Origin of the sequence: Aliivibrio sp. S2TY2 (assembly GCF_028765525.1) — a bacterium.
Taxonomy (GTDB): domain Bacteria; phylum Pseudomonadota; class Gammaproteobacteria; order Enterobacterales; family Vibrionaceae; genus Aliivibrio; species Aliivibrio finisterrensis_A.
In genome coordinates this window covers 331,220-350,138 of record NZ_JARACS010000001.1, presented here as the reverse complement: position 1 = coordinate 350,138, position 18,919 = coordinate 331,220, and the positions used below count along the sequence as shown (strand labels likewise).

Genomic DNA, 18,919 nt, shown 5'->3' with positions numbered 1-18,919 from the left:
CAACAAAAAAGAACAATTATTTTTAAGATTTTTTTACAGACGAAAAAAAGCCAGTCGTAATGACTGGCTTAATAATTCAGTTTACTTTAAATCAAGAGATTAGAAGTAGTAGTATGCAGCTGCGAATACGTGAGTTTCTTCGTCTCTGCCTTCGCCCATATCAAGCTCTTGCTTAATATCGATACCCATGTCCATGTTTTTAGCTAGTGTGTACATAGCTGCAACGTTCATGTAAGACTGGTCAAGATCTTGAAGATTTTTCTTTTCAACTGTATTAGCAGCATAACCAGCAGCCAACGTTAGGTCTTCAGAAAGAGCGTAGCCTGCTGACAAGTAGTAACCAGTATTCTTTTTATCAAATGCATTTGTGCCAGTAAGGTCATCTGAATCGCCATTCTCAATCCAGAAGTTAGCACCTAGTTTTACTGCACCTAATTTAACATTACCAGTAACAGTCGCTACATCATAGTCAGCTTCGTTACGAGTTTCGTAACCAGCGTATACGTTGAACATTTCTTGTTCGATACCAACATAACCATTCACACCTGTATCAGAAGCTTTGTGGCTATCTTTAGTTTCAAAGTAAGATACACCGTATGCGAAACCGCTTGTAGAACCTTCAAATTTCACTACGTTGAATGCATCACCAGCATCGCCTACGTTAGCACCAAACTCGTAAGTAAAGTCACCAGCACCATCGATTGTATCTAGTGCTGTATCATTAGCCCATGCAACAGATGCGATACCAACGCCAGTATCAAAACCTAACCATGCTTTATCAACGTTAGTTGTTGGACCTGATTCAATACCATTAACCCAACCAGCTGTACCAACATTTGCAGCAACATCATGCTTAGTTGCGTAGTTCATCATTAGGTCAGTTTCAAAATAACCAACGATACGGTTGTTACGGTAGTTAACTGCTAGAGTTAGGCCAGTAGCCCAATCATCATAAAATGCTTTAGAACCTGTGTCGTAGTAACCACCAACACCAACAGAACCAGATACTGAGAATTGGTCTTTGTGCATTGGGTCAAATGCAAACATTGCATCATTTTTACTGTTTTGGCTGCTTGTATCAACAGCAAAAGCTGAAGCTGAGATACTTGCGATTGCAAGCGCTAAAAGAGTCTTTTTCATAATATTAAGTCCACTGCCTTTTCTTAGAAAGATTTGGAAATCCGATTTCCGGTTCCCTTTATTTTAGAAACGCTACAGCTGCATCTAACGTGCGACTTGTTAGCGTCTCTGTTTCTGGACGCTACTTTGCTAAAGATTCCTCATTGTGTCAACGCGCAAAGTCAAGGAAAGTAAAAAATAATAAAGAGATGAAATACAGCAAGTTATCAATGAAAATATAAAAGCGTGATCGAGCTCAAACTAAAAACATAAATTTACATAAATACCCACACAAACAAAAACACAACTAATTGAGTTAAGTGCTTATAACAAATGGATATAAAGTATAAATAAAGCTAAATGAGCGATAACTAACCAGGGTTGGTTTTTAACATTTATAAATAGAAATAGAGAAAAGATGCAAGGTAAAAAAAAGTGCTTATTCCGCTAATTTTTTTTCAAATAGCGGAATAAAAAGACAGGTATTATAAGAAAGGCTAAAAATTAATTGTGATCAATGATCCATTTTTGGAAGGCCTTACGCTCTTCCTTAGACGCTTTTGTGTACCACGCTTGAAGCTGTTCAAGGTTTGAAACCTTATTATTTACTGTGTTTTGATTACTTTCTATTGTTTCTGCACTTGCTACTAATGTTGCAGCAGAACCAAAAACAATGCCTTTTTCTTTATTATATTTTTGAAGCATAGTTTCAAGATCATAATAAGGCATAAAACCTTCAGCTGGCTTTAGCTTCTCTTGCTGATACGACATCTTATCATCATTAGAATTAGTAATTTCCCATTCAGGTTGAGTTTTAAATTTCTTTTTCGCTTGTTCATAACTATGGACTCTTGGAGCTTTAATAACTAAATCTGATTCAGGGATATCGAGCGATAATATAAATGGTGCGGAATCAAAAATTTTAGCTGAATTGCCATTCCCTACTTTCTGACTATAACGCAGTACTAACTGCGTATTAATTGCATCAACTTTCATAGTTTCACGTTTTTCTTCGGTTTTAACTCCGTTAACAAATAAGATCTCTACTCCTTTTTTTGGAGTCAGCGTTGCTGCTTGAGTAGAAGACGCAAGCACTAAGCTTAAAAGTACTAATTTTATTTTCATATAAGCTCCAATTATTTTATCCATAAAAAAACCACCCTAGAAAGAGTGGTTCAAAGTATATCTTAATTAACTAAGATTAAAATGCAGCTTTAACACCGATAGCAAAGCCAGTACCGTTATCTTCAATAGAAGGTGTACCATCTGCCATGATTGTTGCTGTCTTGCCATTATCGGCACCAACTTCTACATAAGCAGTTGTGTTTGGTGCAATTGGATAACCTGCATTAACATACCATGAAGTTACATCATCAGAACCATCAACATCATCAGAATCGAAACTTACACCTGTAGCAAGAGCGATAACATCAAGTTGGTAAGTAGCAGAAAGTGCGATTGTATCAGCTTTAACAACATCATTATCAGTTGTATAGAATGCCGCAGCAAGACCTAGATTTTCAACACCGTTGAAACGCGCTTCAGCACCTAATAAAGTGTAAGATGTATTAGCATCACTATCACCAGTACCACCTAGTACTGTGAAGTCGAAAGAAGCTACACGGTAACCAACACGAGCATCAAAGTAAGTTTCATCTTGACCAACACCCATACCGTCGGTGTCATTCTTATCTTGTGCAAGAGCTGCTGTTGCATAAAAGTTTTCTTTATCAAGATCCCAACGAACAACTTCGTCACCACAGAACATATCACTACCATTGAACCATGTAGTAATACCAAATTGGTAATCCGAACCAATACCGGCATCATCTAAAGCAGTACAAGTACGACCTACCTTGAATGAACCAACAGCATCAGAATATAAAGCAACATATGCATCACCGGTATTTGTACCAGTATCTTGAAGCTCAAAGAAACCACCGAATTGTAGGCTATCGTTAATAGCGTAACGAACATCAAATTTTACGTCAGCATCTTGAATTTCTTGGTGAAAATCTGTTGCGTCGCCACCTTTAGTACGGTCTTTATCTGATTTCGCAGACAAGTAAACAACTTCAATGTCACCGCCCATGTCAACAGTTACGCCGTCTTGGTTATAAATTTCAAATGCTTGTGCTGAACCAGCTGATGCTGCTAGAACTGATAATGCTACTAGAGTCTTTTTCATAATAATCCACTGCCTTTTCTTAAAGATTTGGAAATCCGATTTCCGGTTCCATGTATTTATGTAATTTTATTCTTCACTGACCAGCACATCTAACTGTGTGATTAATCAGCGCTTCTGAATGTCGAGTGCTACTTTGCAAAATCTTTCCTTCCATGTCAACGATGCGTGTAAATTTAACTCAAAAAACATAAATCAAATAAAAACAATAAGTTATAGTGATTAACGGGTATTTTAGACACACAACACACATTGAAATGAAATTTTAAGTAAATATTTATTTCTTAGCGCAAAAGAATTTAATTCTGAAATATGTGGAATACTAGTGACCAAGCAGAGTAAAAATCTAACAAATAAAGATAAACAACAATAATCACAAATCTAAAAATTAACATTTAGAGCTTTAATATAAGTTCATCTTATTTTCGTGACGTGTATCTCGATTTAAATACATAAGAATGCATTCTTTGCAGGAGATCACATTAGATAACGCGTGCTACAATAGTTTTTTATCTTCACTAGAGCTCATCATGCTGAACAAAGCTGTTACTGATTGCATCCGCGAAAGCTATAAAACACTACAAGATCAATTACCAGGTTTCATACCTCGCCGTGCACAGAACTATTTAGTAGCAGAAATCGCTAAATCACTTGCAGGAGAATACAGTGATACACATCGCATGATTGTGGCAGAAGCAGGGACAGGCATTGGCAAATCCTTAGCTTACCTACTAAGTGCAATTCCCTTTGCCAAACTGAACAATAAGAAAGTGGTCATTTCTACGGCAACCGTTGCCTTACAGGAACAACTCGCTCATAAAGACTTGCCTTTTTATCGCCGTATCTCACCACTTCCCTTCTCTTTTATTATTGCAAAAGGAAGACAGCGTTACTGCTGTAGCCATAAACTGGCTCTATTGGTAGAAACGAATCACGAAGAAGATAAACAGACGGCTTTGTTTACAGAAAAACCTAAAAAGAAAGATTTAGATCTTTTGAGAAGAATGTATAAAGCACATTCTGAAGGTAAATGGGATGGTGACATCGACAGTTGGCCAACAACAATTCCTTCTTCTATCTGGCAAAATGTTGTCTCTGATAAATACAGCTGCCATAACGGTTTACCAATGCATCGAGATTGCCCTTTTCAGAAAGCACGAGAGCATCTGGATAAAGCGGATGTAGTGATCGCAAATCACAGCCTTGTGATGGCCGATATCGACTTGGGCGGTGGAGTGGTACTTTCTGAGCCAGAGCAAACCATCTATATATTCGATGAAGCCCATCACTTGCCTAACGTAGCACGTGAGCACTCTTCTGCTGCTGCAAGTTTAAAAGGCACAGCTTCTTGGCTAGAGTCATTAAATAAATCGGTCAGTAAATTTTGTAATCTTGCCGATCAAAAGCGAGTGAATCGTTTTCAAAATACACTGCATGAAAATCTACAAGAGCTTATCCCCTCTTTAAATCAGCTAAGTAAACAGTTTGATCCGACACTCTTTAATGATGATGGTATTTATCGTTTCGAGCACGGTGAAATTCCAACTTGGCTCGCTGAACAAGCAAAAGAGTTAAAAGAGGTGTCAACCAAAGCAAATCAAGCATTAGCCAAGATCAGTGATTTAATATCCGAACGAATGAAAGACGGAGAACTAGCACCAAGAATGGCAGAGCCTGCATTAGCAGAAATGGGGTTTTATCTACAACGGTTAGAAAACTTAGCTCAAGTCTGGTTCTTAATGGCAAAGCCTAACAGCGATAAAGGCGCACCACTTGCTCGTTGGCTAGAGAAAAGTAAAGACAGAGAAAGTGACACTGTCATTAATGTATCTCCGCTGGAAGTCGGTTGGCAATTGGAACAAAATCTTTGGAGTCGTGCTGCTGGTGCTGTTATTGTTTCAGCAACTATGCGCGCGCTTAACAGTTATTCATTCTTCTGTAAGCAAGCTGGAATTTCAGAGAGGCCAGAAGATGGCGTTCGTTTTCTCTCTTTAGCTTCTCCGTTTAATTATCAAGAAAACGCACAATTGGTTATTCCAAAACTGCCAATGGAGCCTTCTGCTCCCGGTTTTACGGATTTATTAATTGAAGAGTTACCTTTTTATCTTGCTGATCAAACCTCAAGCTTAGTTTTGTTCTCTTCTTATTGGCAAATGAACAAAGTCGCAGAAGGCATTGAAAAAATAGCCAAGAAACACGGTTGGAGTTTATTGATTCAAGGCCAAGAGTCTCGTCAAGAGATCTTAAAAAAGCATAAGAAGCTTTGTGAGGAAAATAAAATCAGCATCTTATTTGGTACAGGAAGTTTTTCTGAAGGCTTAGATTTACCTGGAAACCTACTAACCAATTTAATCATCACTAAGATCCCATTTGGTGTTCCTACTTCACCGGTAGAAGAAGCGCATTCTGAATATATTGAAAGCCGAGGTGGCAATCCATTTATGCAGATCAGTGTTCCAGAAGCGAGTAAAAAATTGATTCAATCTGTTGGACGATTACTGCGTAAAGAAGAAGATTCTGGTAGAGTTGTGCTGTTTGACCGACGCGTTATAACTAAACGTTATGGCAAAGCGCTTTTAGATGCATTACCTCCTTTTAAGAGAGTGATAGAGTAAAGGTTCTTCTTTTTACTTAAACTGTATTTTTACCTGTTACAGCTAACGATTGTCGCCAATTGAACGGCGACTCTACCTATACTTATAATTAAGAGTTTATATGGAATTTCTTGAACCAAGTACCCTGCTTATTTTAGGGTTGGTTGCTTTTATTGCTGGATTTATCGATGCGGTTGCAGGCGGTGGCGGAATGTTAACCGTACCTGCGTTATTATCCATTGGATTACCACCACACATTGCTTTAGGTACTAACAAACTGGCCGCTACGTTTGCCTCATCAACAGCCGCACTTACCTATTTCAAAAAAAAATTATTTGACCCCAATTTTTGGAAGGCTTCTTTTATCGCCACACTATTTGGGGCAACCTTTGGCACTCTATTAGTTAACTATATTTCTACCGAGTGGTTAGAAAAAGGCTTACCTCTTATTATCTTAGCCGCCGCCTTATATACTATTTGGCCTAAAAGCGTCACATCAGAACAGAACCAATTACCTGAAAAAACACCCACATTAAAAAAACAACAAATCATTCAAGGCTTAACTCTTGGATTTTATGATGGTGTTGCTGGCCCTGGTACTGGAGCATTTTGGACAGTAAGCAGCATGGCTATGTATCGTCTAAATATATTACTTGCTTCTGGTTTAGCCAAAGCAATGAACTTTACCAGTAATATAACCTCATTAATCACGTTTGCTTTTCTTGGACATATTAATTGGGCCCTCGGATTAACTATGGGGGTGTGTTTAATGGTTGGCGCTTTTATTGGTGCTCATTCTGCAATTCGATTTGGCTCTAAATTTATTCGCCCTGTTTTTGTTACTGTTGTCTGTATCTTAGCGGCTAAACTTGCGCTGGATGCATGGTTCTAAATTGAGAGGATACAATGACAAACTTCAGTTCTATTGAAATCATGCTTGAACAGCTAGGGAAAACGGCTGCAGAAATTGATCGTCGCCGAGGTGAACAGCGATTACCCTTATTTGATGAGCGATTATTTGGCTGCCGCAGTCGTTACCTTGTTCCTTGCATCAACGAAACTAAATCAACGCTTGGGTCAATTCAACGAGAAGAAAAAGCAGGTATCCTCACAGCCCAACGTGCCGAATATTTAACACAAATGCTAGTCGCACAAATAGAAGCAATTCAACGAGAGGTGGCAACTCAACGTATCCGTTCAAATGAACCAAGGCCAAAAGGCAGCTACAAAAAGCCGATTAGTGACATGTATCAAGACTTGGCTCAGCATCAAGAATGGGAACGCCGACTAACTCAAATGGTTAGAGAGCAAGAGCACGCCATAAATAACTGCCATTCTTTTTCTCAGCAGCAAGGTTTACAAAAAACACTTCTTACCACAGAAAAGCGATTAGAACGCTGTAAAGAAGCCATGAAACGTTTAGAACAACAAATTACTTATCGAGAGCAAAATGACTAAAGAACAAGCAATTAATGATGATATCGAAACTAACGTTAGCATTGAACAAGAAACACCAACTAGCCCACTCGATAATGCTCCAGATGAAATTAAACTTGCTGTCGATTTAATTTACCTATTAGAAAGTAACGAAGTAAAAAAAGACATTGCAGTAAAAGCATTAGAAATCGTACTTAATGATTTTAAAAACAAATAAACAATCATCTCACTTATGAGTCACTATTCTCAATAGTGAGCCAGGTGAAATAGATGTATTTAATTTATTTACATAAAACTTAGATCTATTTCTCAATTAATTTTCATCGCGAATTATTACCCTTCCTTAATATCCCATAGCCATTTATCATTAGTATATAAATAAAAAATATAATAATAAAAAACTTAATAATATTCTTGAATCACATCATTTGGCTAGGGTGAATATGTATTCTTATAATAATATTCTCACTGATATATCAGGAGAGAATCGCTTTGGCACAGATCTATCTTATGAATCTGAATTTGAAGCCATCGAAAATGAAGTAAGTAATTCGACTAATCTGTTTGCTACTAGCAAAACGGACTGGTCACTAGTTCGCAATAACTCATTGAATCTATTAGAAAATCAAACGAAAGATTATCGATTAATTTACTGGATTTTATTGTCTATTCAAAAAGAAGGATTAACTAAAGAACTTATTGTACTTACCCCTATAATTAACAGTTTTATTATTAAATATAAATCCGATGTATTTCCTAGCAGAAAGAAACGTTTATATTCATCTATTAACCAAAGTGTTAATATAATAAATGAGATAGCAAAAGAGCTAATTAATCATATTGATAAAATAGAATCTATTGATGAATTTGTTGTTTTATTTTCTGATTTAGAAACTACTATTTCCACTATTTTTGAGTCTAATACTGATAATGTTTCATCTATCATTAATCAATTAAAAACACATAAGAAACGATTAAAATCATCGATACTCAAAGACATCCCAGATGCCCCAGTTCCCTCTCAAAAAATAGAGAAAAAAACAACAGTAGCTAGCGATGCATCTCTATCATTTACACAAACCGAAATTACTAATGACAGAGATGCAAATAAGGCACTTCGTCACCTACAAGATGTCGCTCGTTCCTTATCTAAATATTGGCTAAACCAGCGAATCAATGATGAAAAAGTCTATCAACTAAATAGAACACTAACTTGGCTTACCATTGCACAGGTTCCTGCGAGTAATGACAGTAAAGTAACTATGTTAAAACCTGTCCCTCAAGCTAGACAGCAGCACTTTCAGCAACTAAAAAACGAAGCAAACCATTCTAAGCTATTAATTGAAATAGAAGAGAGCCTCTCGAAATCCCCTTTTTGGCTCGATGGCCATTTCATTGTATGGGAAATCCTTACCGAATTAAAACATGATGACGCAGCACAATCGGTTATAGATCAGCTCACTTTATTACTCAAAAAAACACCCGATATTATTACTCTTAAATTTGATGACGGTTCTGAATTTGCCAATGCTTCTACCAAAGCATGGTTAGAGCAGCAGTGCTCTGAAGTTAAATCAACACCAGTTTCTTCTCAATCTTCTTTTATCGAAAGCAACACAAAAAGTGAATGGGATTCAACACTCAGAGACGCACAAGAACAATTACTTCAATCCTCTCTTAGTGAAGCGTTACACCCACTTATCTTAGGCCATCATCATTCACGCTCTGCAAGAGAGGCTTTCTTTTGGCAGTTTTCTCAAGCCAAGCTGTTATCTCATGCAAAAAAATTTGATTTAGCTATTCCATTACTTCGCTGGCTCGATACTAAATTTTCAAGCTCTGTACTGAGAGATTGGGATCCGGTACTTGAAGAACGTTTATTAGAGCTTTGGTTATCATGCCAAAACCAACAGCCAGTAAAAGAACAAGATAAAGCCGTAATGGCTCAATTACGTGAACGACTCTGTTGTCTAAATCCAATACGAGTTCTCAGCTAAACCAAAAACACTAACCTACTGATATACAATGTAAAACTAGGAGACCCCATGTCAAAAGATGGATCTGTTGCGCCAAAAGAGCGTGTAAATGTGACATTCAAACCAGCGACTGGTGATGCAACCGAAGAACTTGAACTCCCACTCAAGATGATGGTACTTGGTGATTTTACTCAACAAGAAGATGAGCGAAAGCTCGAAGATAGAAAGCCATTTAGTGTTGATAAAAACAACTTTAACGATGTAATTGAAAAACAAAACCTGAATATTCAATTTGGTGTTAAAAACCAGCTACAGGAAGGCGAAGAAGGTAGCGATGAGATCCCTGTAAATCTCTCTTTTAAGCATATTAATGATTTTGATCCTGCAAGTATTGTAGAACAAGTACCCGAACTTAAAGGATTAATGGACCTTCGTGAAGCTCTTGTTTCGTTAAAAGGACCGCTAGGTAATGTGCCTGCATTTAGAAAAGCGATTGAAGACGCCTTAGTGGATGAAACTGCCCGCGAGAAGCTTTTAAACGAACTTGGTTTAGCAACAGAAAAGGAATAATTCATGTCAGAAACAAGTACATTGCAAGAGGCGCAAAATGAAACGACTGCTGGCCTTCTTGACCAAATTGTTGCTCAAACAAACTTAACACCAGAAGACGAGACCTATGGTATTGCTAAACGTGGTGTTAGTGCTTTTATTGAAGAACTATTAAAGCCACACAACCAAGCAGAACCAGTTAAAAAAGCATTAATTGACAAGATGATCACCGAAATTGATCAACGCTTAGGGACTCAAGTTGATGAGATATTACACCATTCTGCTTTCCAGCAACTCGAATCAGCATGGCGCGGTTTAAAATTATTAGTTGATCGCACTGACTTCCGTGAAAACATCAAAATTGAAGTCATTAATGTGTCTAAAAACGATTTATTAGAGGACTTTGAAGATGCATCTGAAATCACTCAATCAGGGCTTTATAAGCACGTCTACACTAATGAGTTTGGCACATTTGGTGGGCAACCTGTTGGTGCTATCATTGGTAATTATGACTTTGGCCCTTCTGCGCCTGACATTAAAAATCTTCAAAATGTGGCGTCTGTAGCAGCAATGGCTCATGCCCCTTTCATTTCTGCTGCTGGACCTAAGTTCTTTGGTCTAGAGTCATTTGAAGGTCTTCCTGATCTTAAAGATCTAAGTGATCACTTTGAAAGCCCACAATACACAAAATGGCAAAGCTTCCGCGAGCAAGAAGATTCACGTTTTGTTGGTTTAACATTACCAAGGTTCTTATTACGTCAACCATATGACCCAGAAGAGAACCCGGTAAAAACCTTTAATTACCATGAAAATGTCTCTGCCACGCATGAAGATTATTTATGGGGAAACACCGCCTTTACGATGGCGTCACGTATTACTGACAGCTTTGCAAATTTCCGTTGGTGTCCAAACATCATCGGCCCTCAATCTGGAGGAGCCGTTGAAGATTTACCTCTGCATCATTTTGAAAGCATGGGTGACATTGAAACTAAAATCCCAACTGAAGTTTTGGTTTCAGATCGCCGAGAATACGAATTAGCAGAAGAAGGATTTATCGCACTAACCATGCGAAAAGGATCGGATAATGCGGCGTTTTTCTCTGCAAACTCAGTGCAAAAAGCCAAATTTTTCGGTAATACCGAAGAAGGTAAAACCGCCGAGTTAAATTACCGTTTAGGTACTCAGCTTCCTTATCTTTTCATTATTAGCCGCCTTGCTCATTACATAAAAGTATTACAGCGCGAACAAATTGGTAGTTGGAAAGAGCGTACCGATCTAGAGCAAGAGTTAAATACTTGGATACGCCAATATATTGCAGACCAAGAGAACCCACCAGCAGAAGTTCGTAGTCGTAGGCCACTGCGCGCAGCAAACATTGAAGTTATGGACGTTGAAGGAAACCCTGGTTGGTACAAAGTCAATCTTTCGGTTCGTCCTCACTTTAAATACATGGGTTCTGATTTTACGTTGTCACTGGTTGGCAAACTGGATCAAGAGTAACCGTATTTCTCTGTGCTCATACATTCGTTTTTTATGGGTACAGAGAGTTTTATAAGTACAGAAAACTTTATAAGTATAGAAAGCTTTATAAATATAGATAGTTTACCCAACTATCACGCATTAATGGATTAATGACACATGGCATCACAACGTTTATTTGAACGGCTACTAACTGGAACAACACAGTACAACCAAGCATCAACGACTCATGCGATTACTGAGTCTATTCGCGCGCACGTTGCACAACTGCTATCAACACGACAAGGAGCGGCACTTATTCGACCTGACTTAGGTCTACCAGATCTTAATATGTCCCACATGACTCCTCACGATGCCATTTTGCATGTGAAGCGAGAAGTCGAACGTGTCATCACTTGTTATGAGTCTCGCCTTAGCAATATTCAAGTACGCTACCTAGGGGGCATACACAGTCCACTGCATTTGTATTTTGATATTCAAGGAGACGTAATTCTAAATGGTCAAATAGTCCCAATTTCATTTACCACGAATAATCCAATGCAAGGTGCAGCATGAGTTTTGAGCAGTATTATCATTCTGAATTAGTAGCCTTACGCGAGCTAGGAAAATCTTTTTCTGAAGAGAACCCTGCCCTTGCTCCTTTTCTTGGTCAAGAAGGTTTAGATCCAGATATTGAGCGTCTGTTTGAAGGATTTGCTTTTTTAGTTGGTCGTTTGCATCAACGTTTAGATAATCAATTGCCAGAGCTAACCCATTCATTGATGCGACTCTTATGGCCCAATTACGTGCAAGCGTTACCCGCAATGAGTACCTTGAAATTCACACCAACCGATGCACTAACACAAAAAACCTTAATTAAGCGTGGTACCGAAGTATTAAGCCAGCCCATTGAAGGGGTTCAGTGTCAATTTAAGACCTGTTATGACGTCGACGTGTACCCAATTTCAATTCACTCATCATCATTTACTGCAAACGGGAATGGCGGGATATATCAGCTCCGGTTAGAGCTTCCATCTGGGGTTACACTGCATTCTCTTAATATGAAACAGCTTAAAGTTCACTTTAACGGTGATAAAGCCAGCAGCCTTGCTTTAATCATGGCACTTTGCTCAACCACTACTCAAGCTGAGTTTTGTGCATTAGACAAAGATAATACTCTTATTAATCGTTCTACTTTCTCAGTAGACAGTATTCAATCTGTTGGTTTTTCTTCAGAGCAAGCCTTGTTTGATTATCCTCTGAATACGTTCGAGGGCTATCGACATATCCAAGAATTTTTTTGTTATCCAGAAAAGTATTACTACATTGACTTAACTGAACTTCCTCTTTGGCCAGCTCAGTTTAGTGAAGGGTGTAAATACATAGATCTCCGTTTCACCATTGCTAGCCTTACTCAGCAACCATTTTATGCGAACCGTATAAAGCCCGAATTGTTTTGCACACCAATTGTTAATTCATTTCAAACGGATACGCAGCCGATCTTACTTACCCACCGTAAAGATCAATATAAAATTACGCCTGCATCATTTACTGATGCTAATAGCACGATTTTATCTATTGAAGAGGTACAAGGATGGAACCCTGGTCAAAAAGGGCGAATCCATTTTTATCACTTTGAATCATTTGAACATAATGATAAAAATAAACACTCGAATTATTACAGCATTCGACAAGAAAAGAACATTGTGAATGGGCATTTTGATACCTATTTATCCTTTCGCTCTCAATATACCTTTACTAATAACGTGACCGTGTCACTGTCTGTTACTGCGTGTAATGGCCCATTAGCTCAACGATTAGCAATAGACTCCATTACAGAAACCACATCCCAAACCACAGGTTCGGTGACATTTACTAATGTACGTGCAGTTACGCCTTGTTATACGCCACCGATTGAAAAAGACGGATTGTGGTCACTGATCTCAAACATGTCACTTAATTATCTCTCATTAACCAAACCAGAAGCATTTAAACGCATTTTGTTAGCTTACGACTTTGCAGGTCAGCAAGACGACGCTAAGGGAAAAAAACATCAACGTTTAATTGATGGCATTGAGGACATCACCACAAAACCAAGTGATATGTTGTATGAAGGGGCGCCTGTTCGTGCCATGAATACCCATTTACATCTCAACAGTAAGCATTTTTTATGTGAAGGTGAGCTTTATCTCTTCGCAACCGTCATCAATGAATTCCTGTCTCTCTACACCAGTATGAATTCATTTAATCAGCTTAACGTGACAAGTACAGATGGAGGAGACTATTCATGGCAACCACGAATGGGACAGCAACCTCTTATCTAACTGAAGAAGCAGCACCAATAGTCATTAACTCTCTACCATCAATGACTGTTGAATCTGCACTTGCACTAAATATCTCGGTTGAGAATATTGGTCATTTATCATTAATGAAAGCGCTTGATCATGTGTGCTATCAACTTTGTTCTCATTATGATTTATCTCACGATGACGCTTATGAGCGTATACAATTTATTGCTAACCCTTCTCAGGGCTTTGCTCCGCGAGAAATCCAAAGCGTGTCGGTTGTAAGCCATAATGATGGATTACCAAAAATCATCATGACTTTAAATATGCTGTCGCTGATTGGGGCATCCTCCCCTCTGCCTCATTATTACAATGACTATTTATTGCAAGATGAACACAATGTTCTGAAACCATTTCTCGATATTTTTCATCATCGTCTTCACCGCCTTATTCGACATGTATGGCAAAAATACCGCTATAACGCCGCATTTAGAGAAGGGGCAGATGATCCATTCTCTCAACATATTTTTGCCTTACTCGGGCTAAAAAGCGAAGAGTTACGTGACGACAAATCAATAAATTGGCCTCGTTTGTTTCCATATTTAGGGTTACTCAGCCAGCGTGTTCGATCGGCAAACACCATCGAAGCCTTATTGCGTTATTACTTTCAGCATTCTGATATTCACATTGAAGAATGTATTTTACGTCACTGCCATATACCAGAAAAACAGCTGTGCTCATTAGGAGTAATGAATTCCTCACTCTCTAGTAATGTTGTGCTTGGAGACAGTGCACCTGACCGTGCGAATAAATTTAGAATTCATATTACTCAACTGACATGGGAACACTTTCATTCATTTTTAACCGATAAACCCAATTGGATTGCTCTAAATCGATTAGTGCAATTTACCGTAAAAGATCCACTCGACTTCGATATTCAACTTCATTTAAAAGACGACGAACCCCGTCCATTGACCCTATCAGACAGCAATGAATGCTGCTTAGGTTGGACGAGTTGGCTAGGTTCAAGTGCGAATGAAGGGCGTATTACACTTTCAGGGAAGACATTATGATTAACGTAGAATTACCTCAATTAATTAAGACCTTAGACAAAGAATCCCACTTAGCGCTAGAGCAAGCAGCTCAATTATGTGTGGCTCGTGGAGGAAACGAGGTACTGTGTGAGGATTTCATCCTAGCTGCGCTTAATAACCCGCAAAGTTTTTGGAATAAAGCATGTCAGCAATACCAAGTATCAAGCGAACGTTTAATTGAAGCGCTACAACACGGACGAAAAAGTACAGTATCTGAAAGCAATCACCCAGTCCTCTCCACTGCTCTGATTGAGTGGCTACAAGAAAGTTATTTGTATTCCATGCTTGAAATGAAGTTAGCAGAGGTACTGGCTGCTAATTTGTTATTAACCCTACTTTCACACCCAAACAAATATGGCCACACTCCTTATTATCGTGAATTAAGTGTTATTCCAGCATCTTCTCTTAAGCAGCAAGTCGAAGGTCTTATCGACTCTGTAACTCAAAACGAACACACAAATCATGAGCATCAAAGTGCGCTAGAGGCCTACACCACCAATTACACCCAACTTGCTAAAGAAGATAAAATCGACCCAGTATTATGCCGAGACAGTGAGATCAGACAAATGATCGATATCTTAGCTCGTCGTCGTAAAAACAACCCGATGATTGTTGGCGAAGCGGGAGTAGGTAAAACAGCATTAGTCGAAGGCTTAGCCATCAAAATAGCACATGGTGAAGTTCCTGAACTTTTGCAAAATGTTTCTCTTCTTTCGTTAGATTTAGGCCTATTACAAGCTGGCGCAAGCATTAAAGGTGAGTTTGAACGTCGTCTAAATCTCGTTATTACTGCCGTTCAAGAAAGTCCAAGTCCTATCATTCTTTTCATTGATGAAGCCCATACCTTAATTGGTGCAGGTGGCCAAGCCGGAAGTAACGATGCGGCAAACTTATTAAAACCGGCGCTCGCTCGTGGTGAATTACGAACCATTGGCGCAACGACGTGGTCTGAGTACAAAAAATACATTGAAAAAGATCCTGCTTTAGCTCGTCGATTCCAACCAGTGAAAGTTCTTGAACCTAGCGTAGAACAAGCCGTCACCATCTTACGTGGACTTGCTGAACGCTATGAAGAGAGTCACGGCGTTTATGTGCGAGACGATGCCATTATTGCCGCCGCTGAATTGTCTGCTCGTTACATTAGTGGACGTCAATTACCAGATAAAGCCATTGACCTTCTCGATACCGCTTGCGCACGAGTAAAGATCAACCTAAAAGCCAAACCAGAACCGTTAGAAGCGCTTTTGCATACCATTGCAATTACCCAGCGAGAATTAGATTGCATTGTAAGAGACAAACAAGCAGGAATTAATATCGAAGAAAGCCTCATCACTCGCCTTGAAGACACCTTAATCCAAACGCAGCAGCAAGCGAACGAACTAGAACAGCAATGGTGCGAGCAAAAAGAGTTAGCAGAAGCCTTACTGACTTCGAGAATCGATATTGCACAATGTGATGAAGAAGCAGAACGTGAACGCTTAGTTTGCAATCAACAAGAAATTTATCAGCAACTCACTGATGCCCAAACTTCGGGCTCTCTGGTCAATTATGAAACCTGTCCTTCTCTTGTTGCTGAGGTAGTTTCTCATTGGACAGGAATACCATTAAGCACTTTACAACGCGGTCAAGCAACGCAAGTGCTGAACATAAAACGCCAACTTAAAGAACAAATTAAAGGCCAAGATCAAGCCGTTATTGCATTAGAAAAAGCCATTCAAGCTACGGCTGCAGGTCTTAATAACCCGAATGCCCCAACGGGAGTTTTTCTGTTTGTCGGCCCAAGTGGTGTGGGAAAAACCCAAACCGCACAAGCAATCGCTGATCTAATGTATGGCGGTGAACAATTTCTTACCACCATTAATATGTCTGAGTTCCAAGAAAAACACACCGTTTCTCGCCTTATTGGCTCCCCTCCTGGCTATGTTGGTTATGGTGAAGGCGGAGTATTAACGGAAGCGGTACGTCAACGACCTTATTCTGTGGTTCTACTTGATGAAGTTGAAAAAGCCGATCCAGAAGTAATGAATCTCTTCTATCAGATCTTTGATAAAGGCGTGGCGAATGACGGTGAAGGCCGAGAAATCAACTTTAGACAAACGCTTATTATAATGACATCTAACTTGGCATCAGACCAAATTGAAGCCCTGTGCAGCCACGAAGAAAAGCCAACCACAGCCGAGCTAACCAAAGCCATTCGCCCAACACTAAATCAATACTTTAAACCTGCACTTGTTGGTCGAATGAATGTGGTTCCTTTCTTCCCGCTAGAGCTAGATAGCATGGAGGCCTTAGTCACCATTCGATTAAACCAACTGCAAACTCAGCTTCTACAACAAGACATTACACTAGATTTTGATGAAGCCATTGCCCATCACATAGCTCAAAGCTGCACCTTAACCGAAACTGGTGCTCGAAATATTGATGCCGTTATTAATCATCAATTAAAACCTGCGTTTTCATCTCAAATATTATTGGCACTTGCTCGAAAAGAGCCATTACGCCAAATCACTCTTGCTATCGACTCTGATGGTCAAGTTTGCTGTGAGTTTGGGGAGTAACTATGTCAGATCAAGGTGAGTTTACTCAATGTTGGTTATCTGGGGTTCTTAAACACAGTGGCGCTCAAAAAGTCATTTGCTTTTTATCTCAAGCCTCAGGAACTCAACTGTTTAAAATGGCGGAAGGATTCACACAAGAAAATGGTAATAGAAAAATCAAACTTACCGCTGTCGAGCAGAACCAACACACAAATAAGCGTATTAATACCGACTATAGCGAGTTTAATACCTTAACGCTGTGCATGAGTGAAGGACGTAATTTTAACCTTCATTTCAGTCAGTGTAGTGATGAAATCAAAGATATCCTATTTGATCACACTGAACATTATTCACTCACTGATGGTGAAGTTGAATTCATGCCATTAAGGAATGCTCAAGGACGTGTTTCAGGGGTGTTGATGTTCTATTTTTCACGTTTTACTTGTTATCAAAAGAGCGACAGACAAACGATTAATACGCTTAATTCATTGGCGATTGATCGCTTAGCATTTGCCTTAAAAAACCAACATCATTCTCTGGAAGAAAAACTGTCTCTTCAATCCCAATCGGCTCATATCCCTTCTGACTTAAATATCATAGGAGAGAGCCAAGCGATTAAAAATGTACGGTTAACTATTTCAAAAGCGCTGCATATAAATCGTAATGTTTTAGTTACAGGGGAAACTGGCAGCGGTAAAGAGTTAATCGCCAAAGCCATTCACCAATTTGGAAACCGAAGAAACGAGCCCTATGTGGTTCAAAATTGCGCTTCTATTCCTGAACACTTACTAGAGAGTGAGTTGTTTGGTTATCAAAAAGGCGCCTTCACAGGAGCAGATAGAGATTACATTGGACTGATACGTTCAGCAGATAAAGGCATTTTGTTTTTAGATGAGATAGGTGATATGCCAAGCTCTCTTCAGGCCAAATTACTTCGCGTATTAGAAGAGAAGAAAGTACGCCCTCTTGGCTCAACAACACTCTACGATGTTGATGTAAAAGTCATTTCGGCGACCCATCAAATCCTGCTTAACAAAATTGAACAAGGGGAATTTCGTCAAGATCTCTATTTCCGTCTAGCGCAATTTCCCATCGCCCTTCCACCACTGAGAGAAAGAGAAGAGGACATTGCACTTTTAGGGCGTTTTTTTGCAGAGCATTACGCCAAAGAACAACACCAAACGTCACCAACGTTAAGCAAAGGCTTTATTGATAGCCTGTCGAATTACCCCTTTCCAGGCAATGTGCGCGAGCTTAAAAACATCATTGAACGATGCTGTATGGAAGCCCCAAATAGCAAACAGTTAGACAAAGAGATCATTACGCAAGTCTTAAACGGCATCATGATCATAGCACCAAAGAAAGAAGAGCCCCTGTTAATGGGTAGCCTTTCTGAACAAATTGAGCAGTTTGAAAAAAACGTTTTGATGCAATATCTAGAAAAGCATCAAGGTCACCTGCAAACGGTCGCTAATCGACTCGAACTATCAAAAGGCTCACTCGATTATCGACTACGAAAATTTAATTTATCCGCCAAGGAATGGAGATACTAAGCATGTTGTTACGCTTTTCATTAATCACAACCCTATTACTGCTATCAGCATGCAGTAATTACGATGATTATCGCCCTGTTGGCAACCCTGAACCGCAAGAGCAATCGACATTAATTACAGAGGAAGAATAAA

Annotated in this window: 16 protein-coding genes; 13 read left to right on the top strand and 3 right to left on the bottom strand. The window is 39.1% G+C overall.

From position 1 onward, the window contains the following. Positions 1-99: 99 nt before the first annotated feature. The 3 genes from PVK63_RS01585 to PVK63_RS01575 all read right to left on the bottom strand — a co-directional run bounded on the left by PVK63_RS01585 (position 100) and on the right by PVK63_RS01575 (position 3,307). On the bottom strand, positions 100-1,140 hold the full coding sequence (locus PVK63_RS01585; RefSeq protein WP_130086730.1) for a porin: 1,041 nt from the start codon (positions 1,138-1,140) through the stop codon (positions 100-102). Between the two features lie 483 nt (positions 1,141-1,623). After that, complete coding sequence (locus PVK63_RS01580) at positions 1,624-2,268, bottom strand: YccT family protein (protein WP_242504858.1); 645 nt, start codon at positions 2,266-2,268, stop codon at positions 1,624-1,626. Positions 2,269-2,320: 52 nt separating this feature from the next. Next, positions 2,321-3,307: a porin gene (locus PVK63_RS01575; RefSeq protein WP_130086729.1), complete on the bottom strand. Its 987-nt coding sequence runs from the start codon at positions 3,305-3,307 to the stop codon at positions 2,321-2,323. Between the two features lie 527 nt (positions 3,308-3,834). Here PVK63_RS01575 and dinG point away from each other — a divergent pair. From dinG to PVK63_RS01510, 13 genes are all read left to right on the top strand, one after another. After that, on the top strand, positions 3,835-5,919 hold the full coding sequence (gene dinG / locus PVK63_RS01570; protein ID WP_274439816.1) for an ATP-dependent DNA helicase DinG: 2,085 nt from the start codon (positions 3,835-3,837) through the stop codon (positions 5,917-5,919). A gap of 100 nt (positions 5,920-6,019) precedes the next feature. Continuing rightward, positions 6,020-6,790 carry a TSUP family transporter gene (locus PVK63_RS01565; RefSeq protein ID WP_130048266.1) on the top strand — a complete coding sequence of 257 codons (771 nt, stop codon included), beginning with the start codon at positions 6,020-6,022 and terminating at the stop codon, positions 6,788-6,790. Between the two features lie 14 nt (positions 6,791-6,804). Next, positions 6,805-7,356: a primosomal replication protein gene (locus PVK63_RS01560; RefSeq protein ID WP_130043307.1), complete on the top strand. Its 552-nt coding sequence runs from the start codon at positions 6,805-6,807 to the stop codon at positions 7,354-7,356. Between the two features lie 40 nt (positions 7,357-7,396). Then, positions 7,397-7,552, top strand: a complete 156-nt coding sequence (gene rsmS, locus PVK63_RS01555) for a pleiotropic regulatory protein RsmS (protein ID WP_242504789.1) — start codon at positions 7,397-7,399, stop codon at positions 7,550-7,552. Between the two features lie 226 nt (positions 7,553-7,778). Beyond that, the gene (gene tssA / locus PVK63_RS01550; protein WP_274439815.1) at positions 7,779-9,332 is read left to right on the top strand and encodes a type VI secretion system protein TssA; all 1,554 of its coding nucleotides are present in this window, start codon (positions 7,779-7,781) and stop codon (positions 9,330-9,332) included. A 48-nt stretch (positions 9,333-9,380) separates the two neighbouring features. Next, positions 9,381-9,881: a type VI secretion system contractile sheath small subunit gene (gene tssB / locus PVK63_RS01545; RefSeq protein WP_130043304.1), complete on the top strand. Its 501-nt coding sequence runs from the start codon at positions 9,381-9,383 to the stop codon at positions 9,879-9,881. Positions 9,882-9,884: 3 nt separating this feature from the next. Continuing rightward, entirely contained in the window at positions 9,885-11,360 is a 1,476-nt protein-coding gene (gene tssC / locus PVK63_RS01540) for a type VI secretion system contractile sheath large subunit (RefSeq protein WP_130086725.1), read from the top strand. 138 nt (positions 11,361-11,498) lie between these two features. Continuing rightward, complete coding sequence (gene tssE / locus PVK63_RS01535) at positions 11,499-11,894, top strand: type VI secretion system baseplate subunit TssE (protein ID WP_274439814.1); 396 nt, start codon at positions 11,499-11,501, stop codon at positions 11,892-11,894. Beyond that, entirely contained in the window at positions 11,891-13,642 is a 1,752-nt protein-coding gene (gene tssF, locus PVK63_RS01530; protein ID WP_274439813.1) for a type VI secretion system baseplate subunit TssF, read from the top strand. The genes tssE and tssF overlap by 4 nt, the downstream gene beginning before the upstream one ends. Next, complete coding sequence (gene tssG, locus PVK63_RS01525; protein ID WP_274439812.1) at positions 13,606-14,676, top strand: type VI secretion system baseplate subunit TssG; 1,071 nt, start codon at positions 13,606-13,608, stop codon at positions 14,674-14,676. Before tssF ends, tssG begins: the two co-directional genes overlap by 37 nt. Next, positions 14,673-17,255 carry a type VI secretion system ATPase TssH gene (tssH, locus tag PVK63_RS01520; protein WP_274439811.1) on the top strand — a complete coding sequence of 861 codons (2,583 nt, stop codon included), beginning with the start codon at positions 14,673-14,675 and terminating at the stop codon, positions 17,253-17,255. Before tssG ends, tssH begins: the two co-directional genes overlap by 4 nt. A 2-nt stretch (positions 17,256-17,257) precedes the next feature. After that, the gene (locus tag PVK63_RS01515) at positions 17,258-18,787 is read left to right on the top strand and encodes a sigma-54 interaction domain-containing protein (RefSeq protein ID WP_274439810.1); all 1,530 of its coding nucleotides are present in this window, start codon (positions 17,258-17,260) and stop codon (positions 18,785-18,787) included. A 2-nt stretch (positions 18,788-18,789) separates the two neighbouring features. Next, on the top strand, positions 18,790-18,918 hold the full coding sequence (locus PVK63_RS01510; RefSeq protein ID WP_130043297.1) for a hypothetical protein: 129 nt from the start codon (positions 18,790-18,792) through the stop codon (positions 18,916-18,918). Position 18,919: the final 1 nt, after the last annotated feature.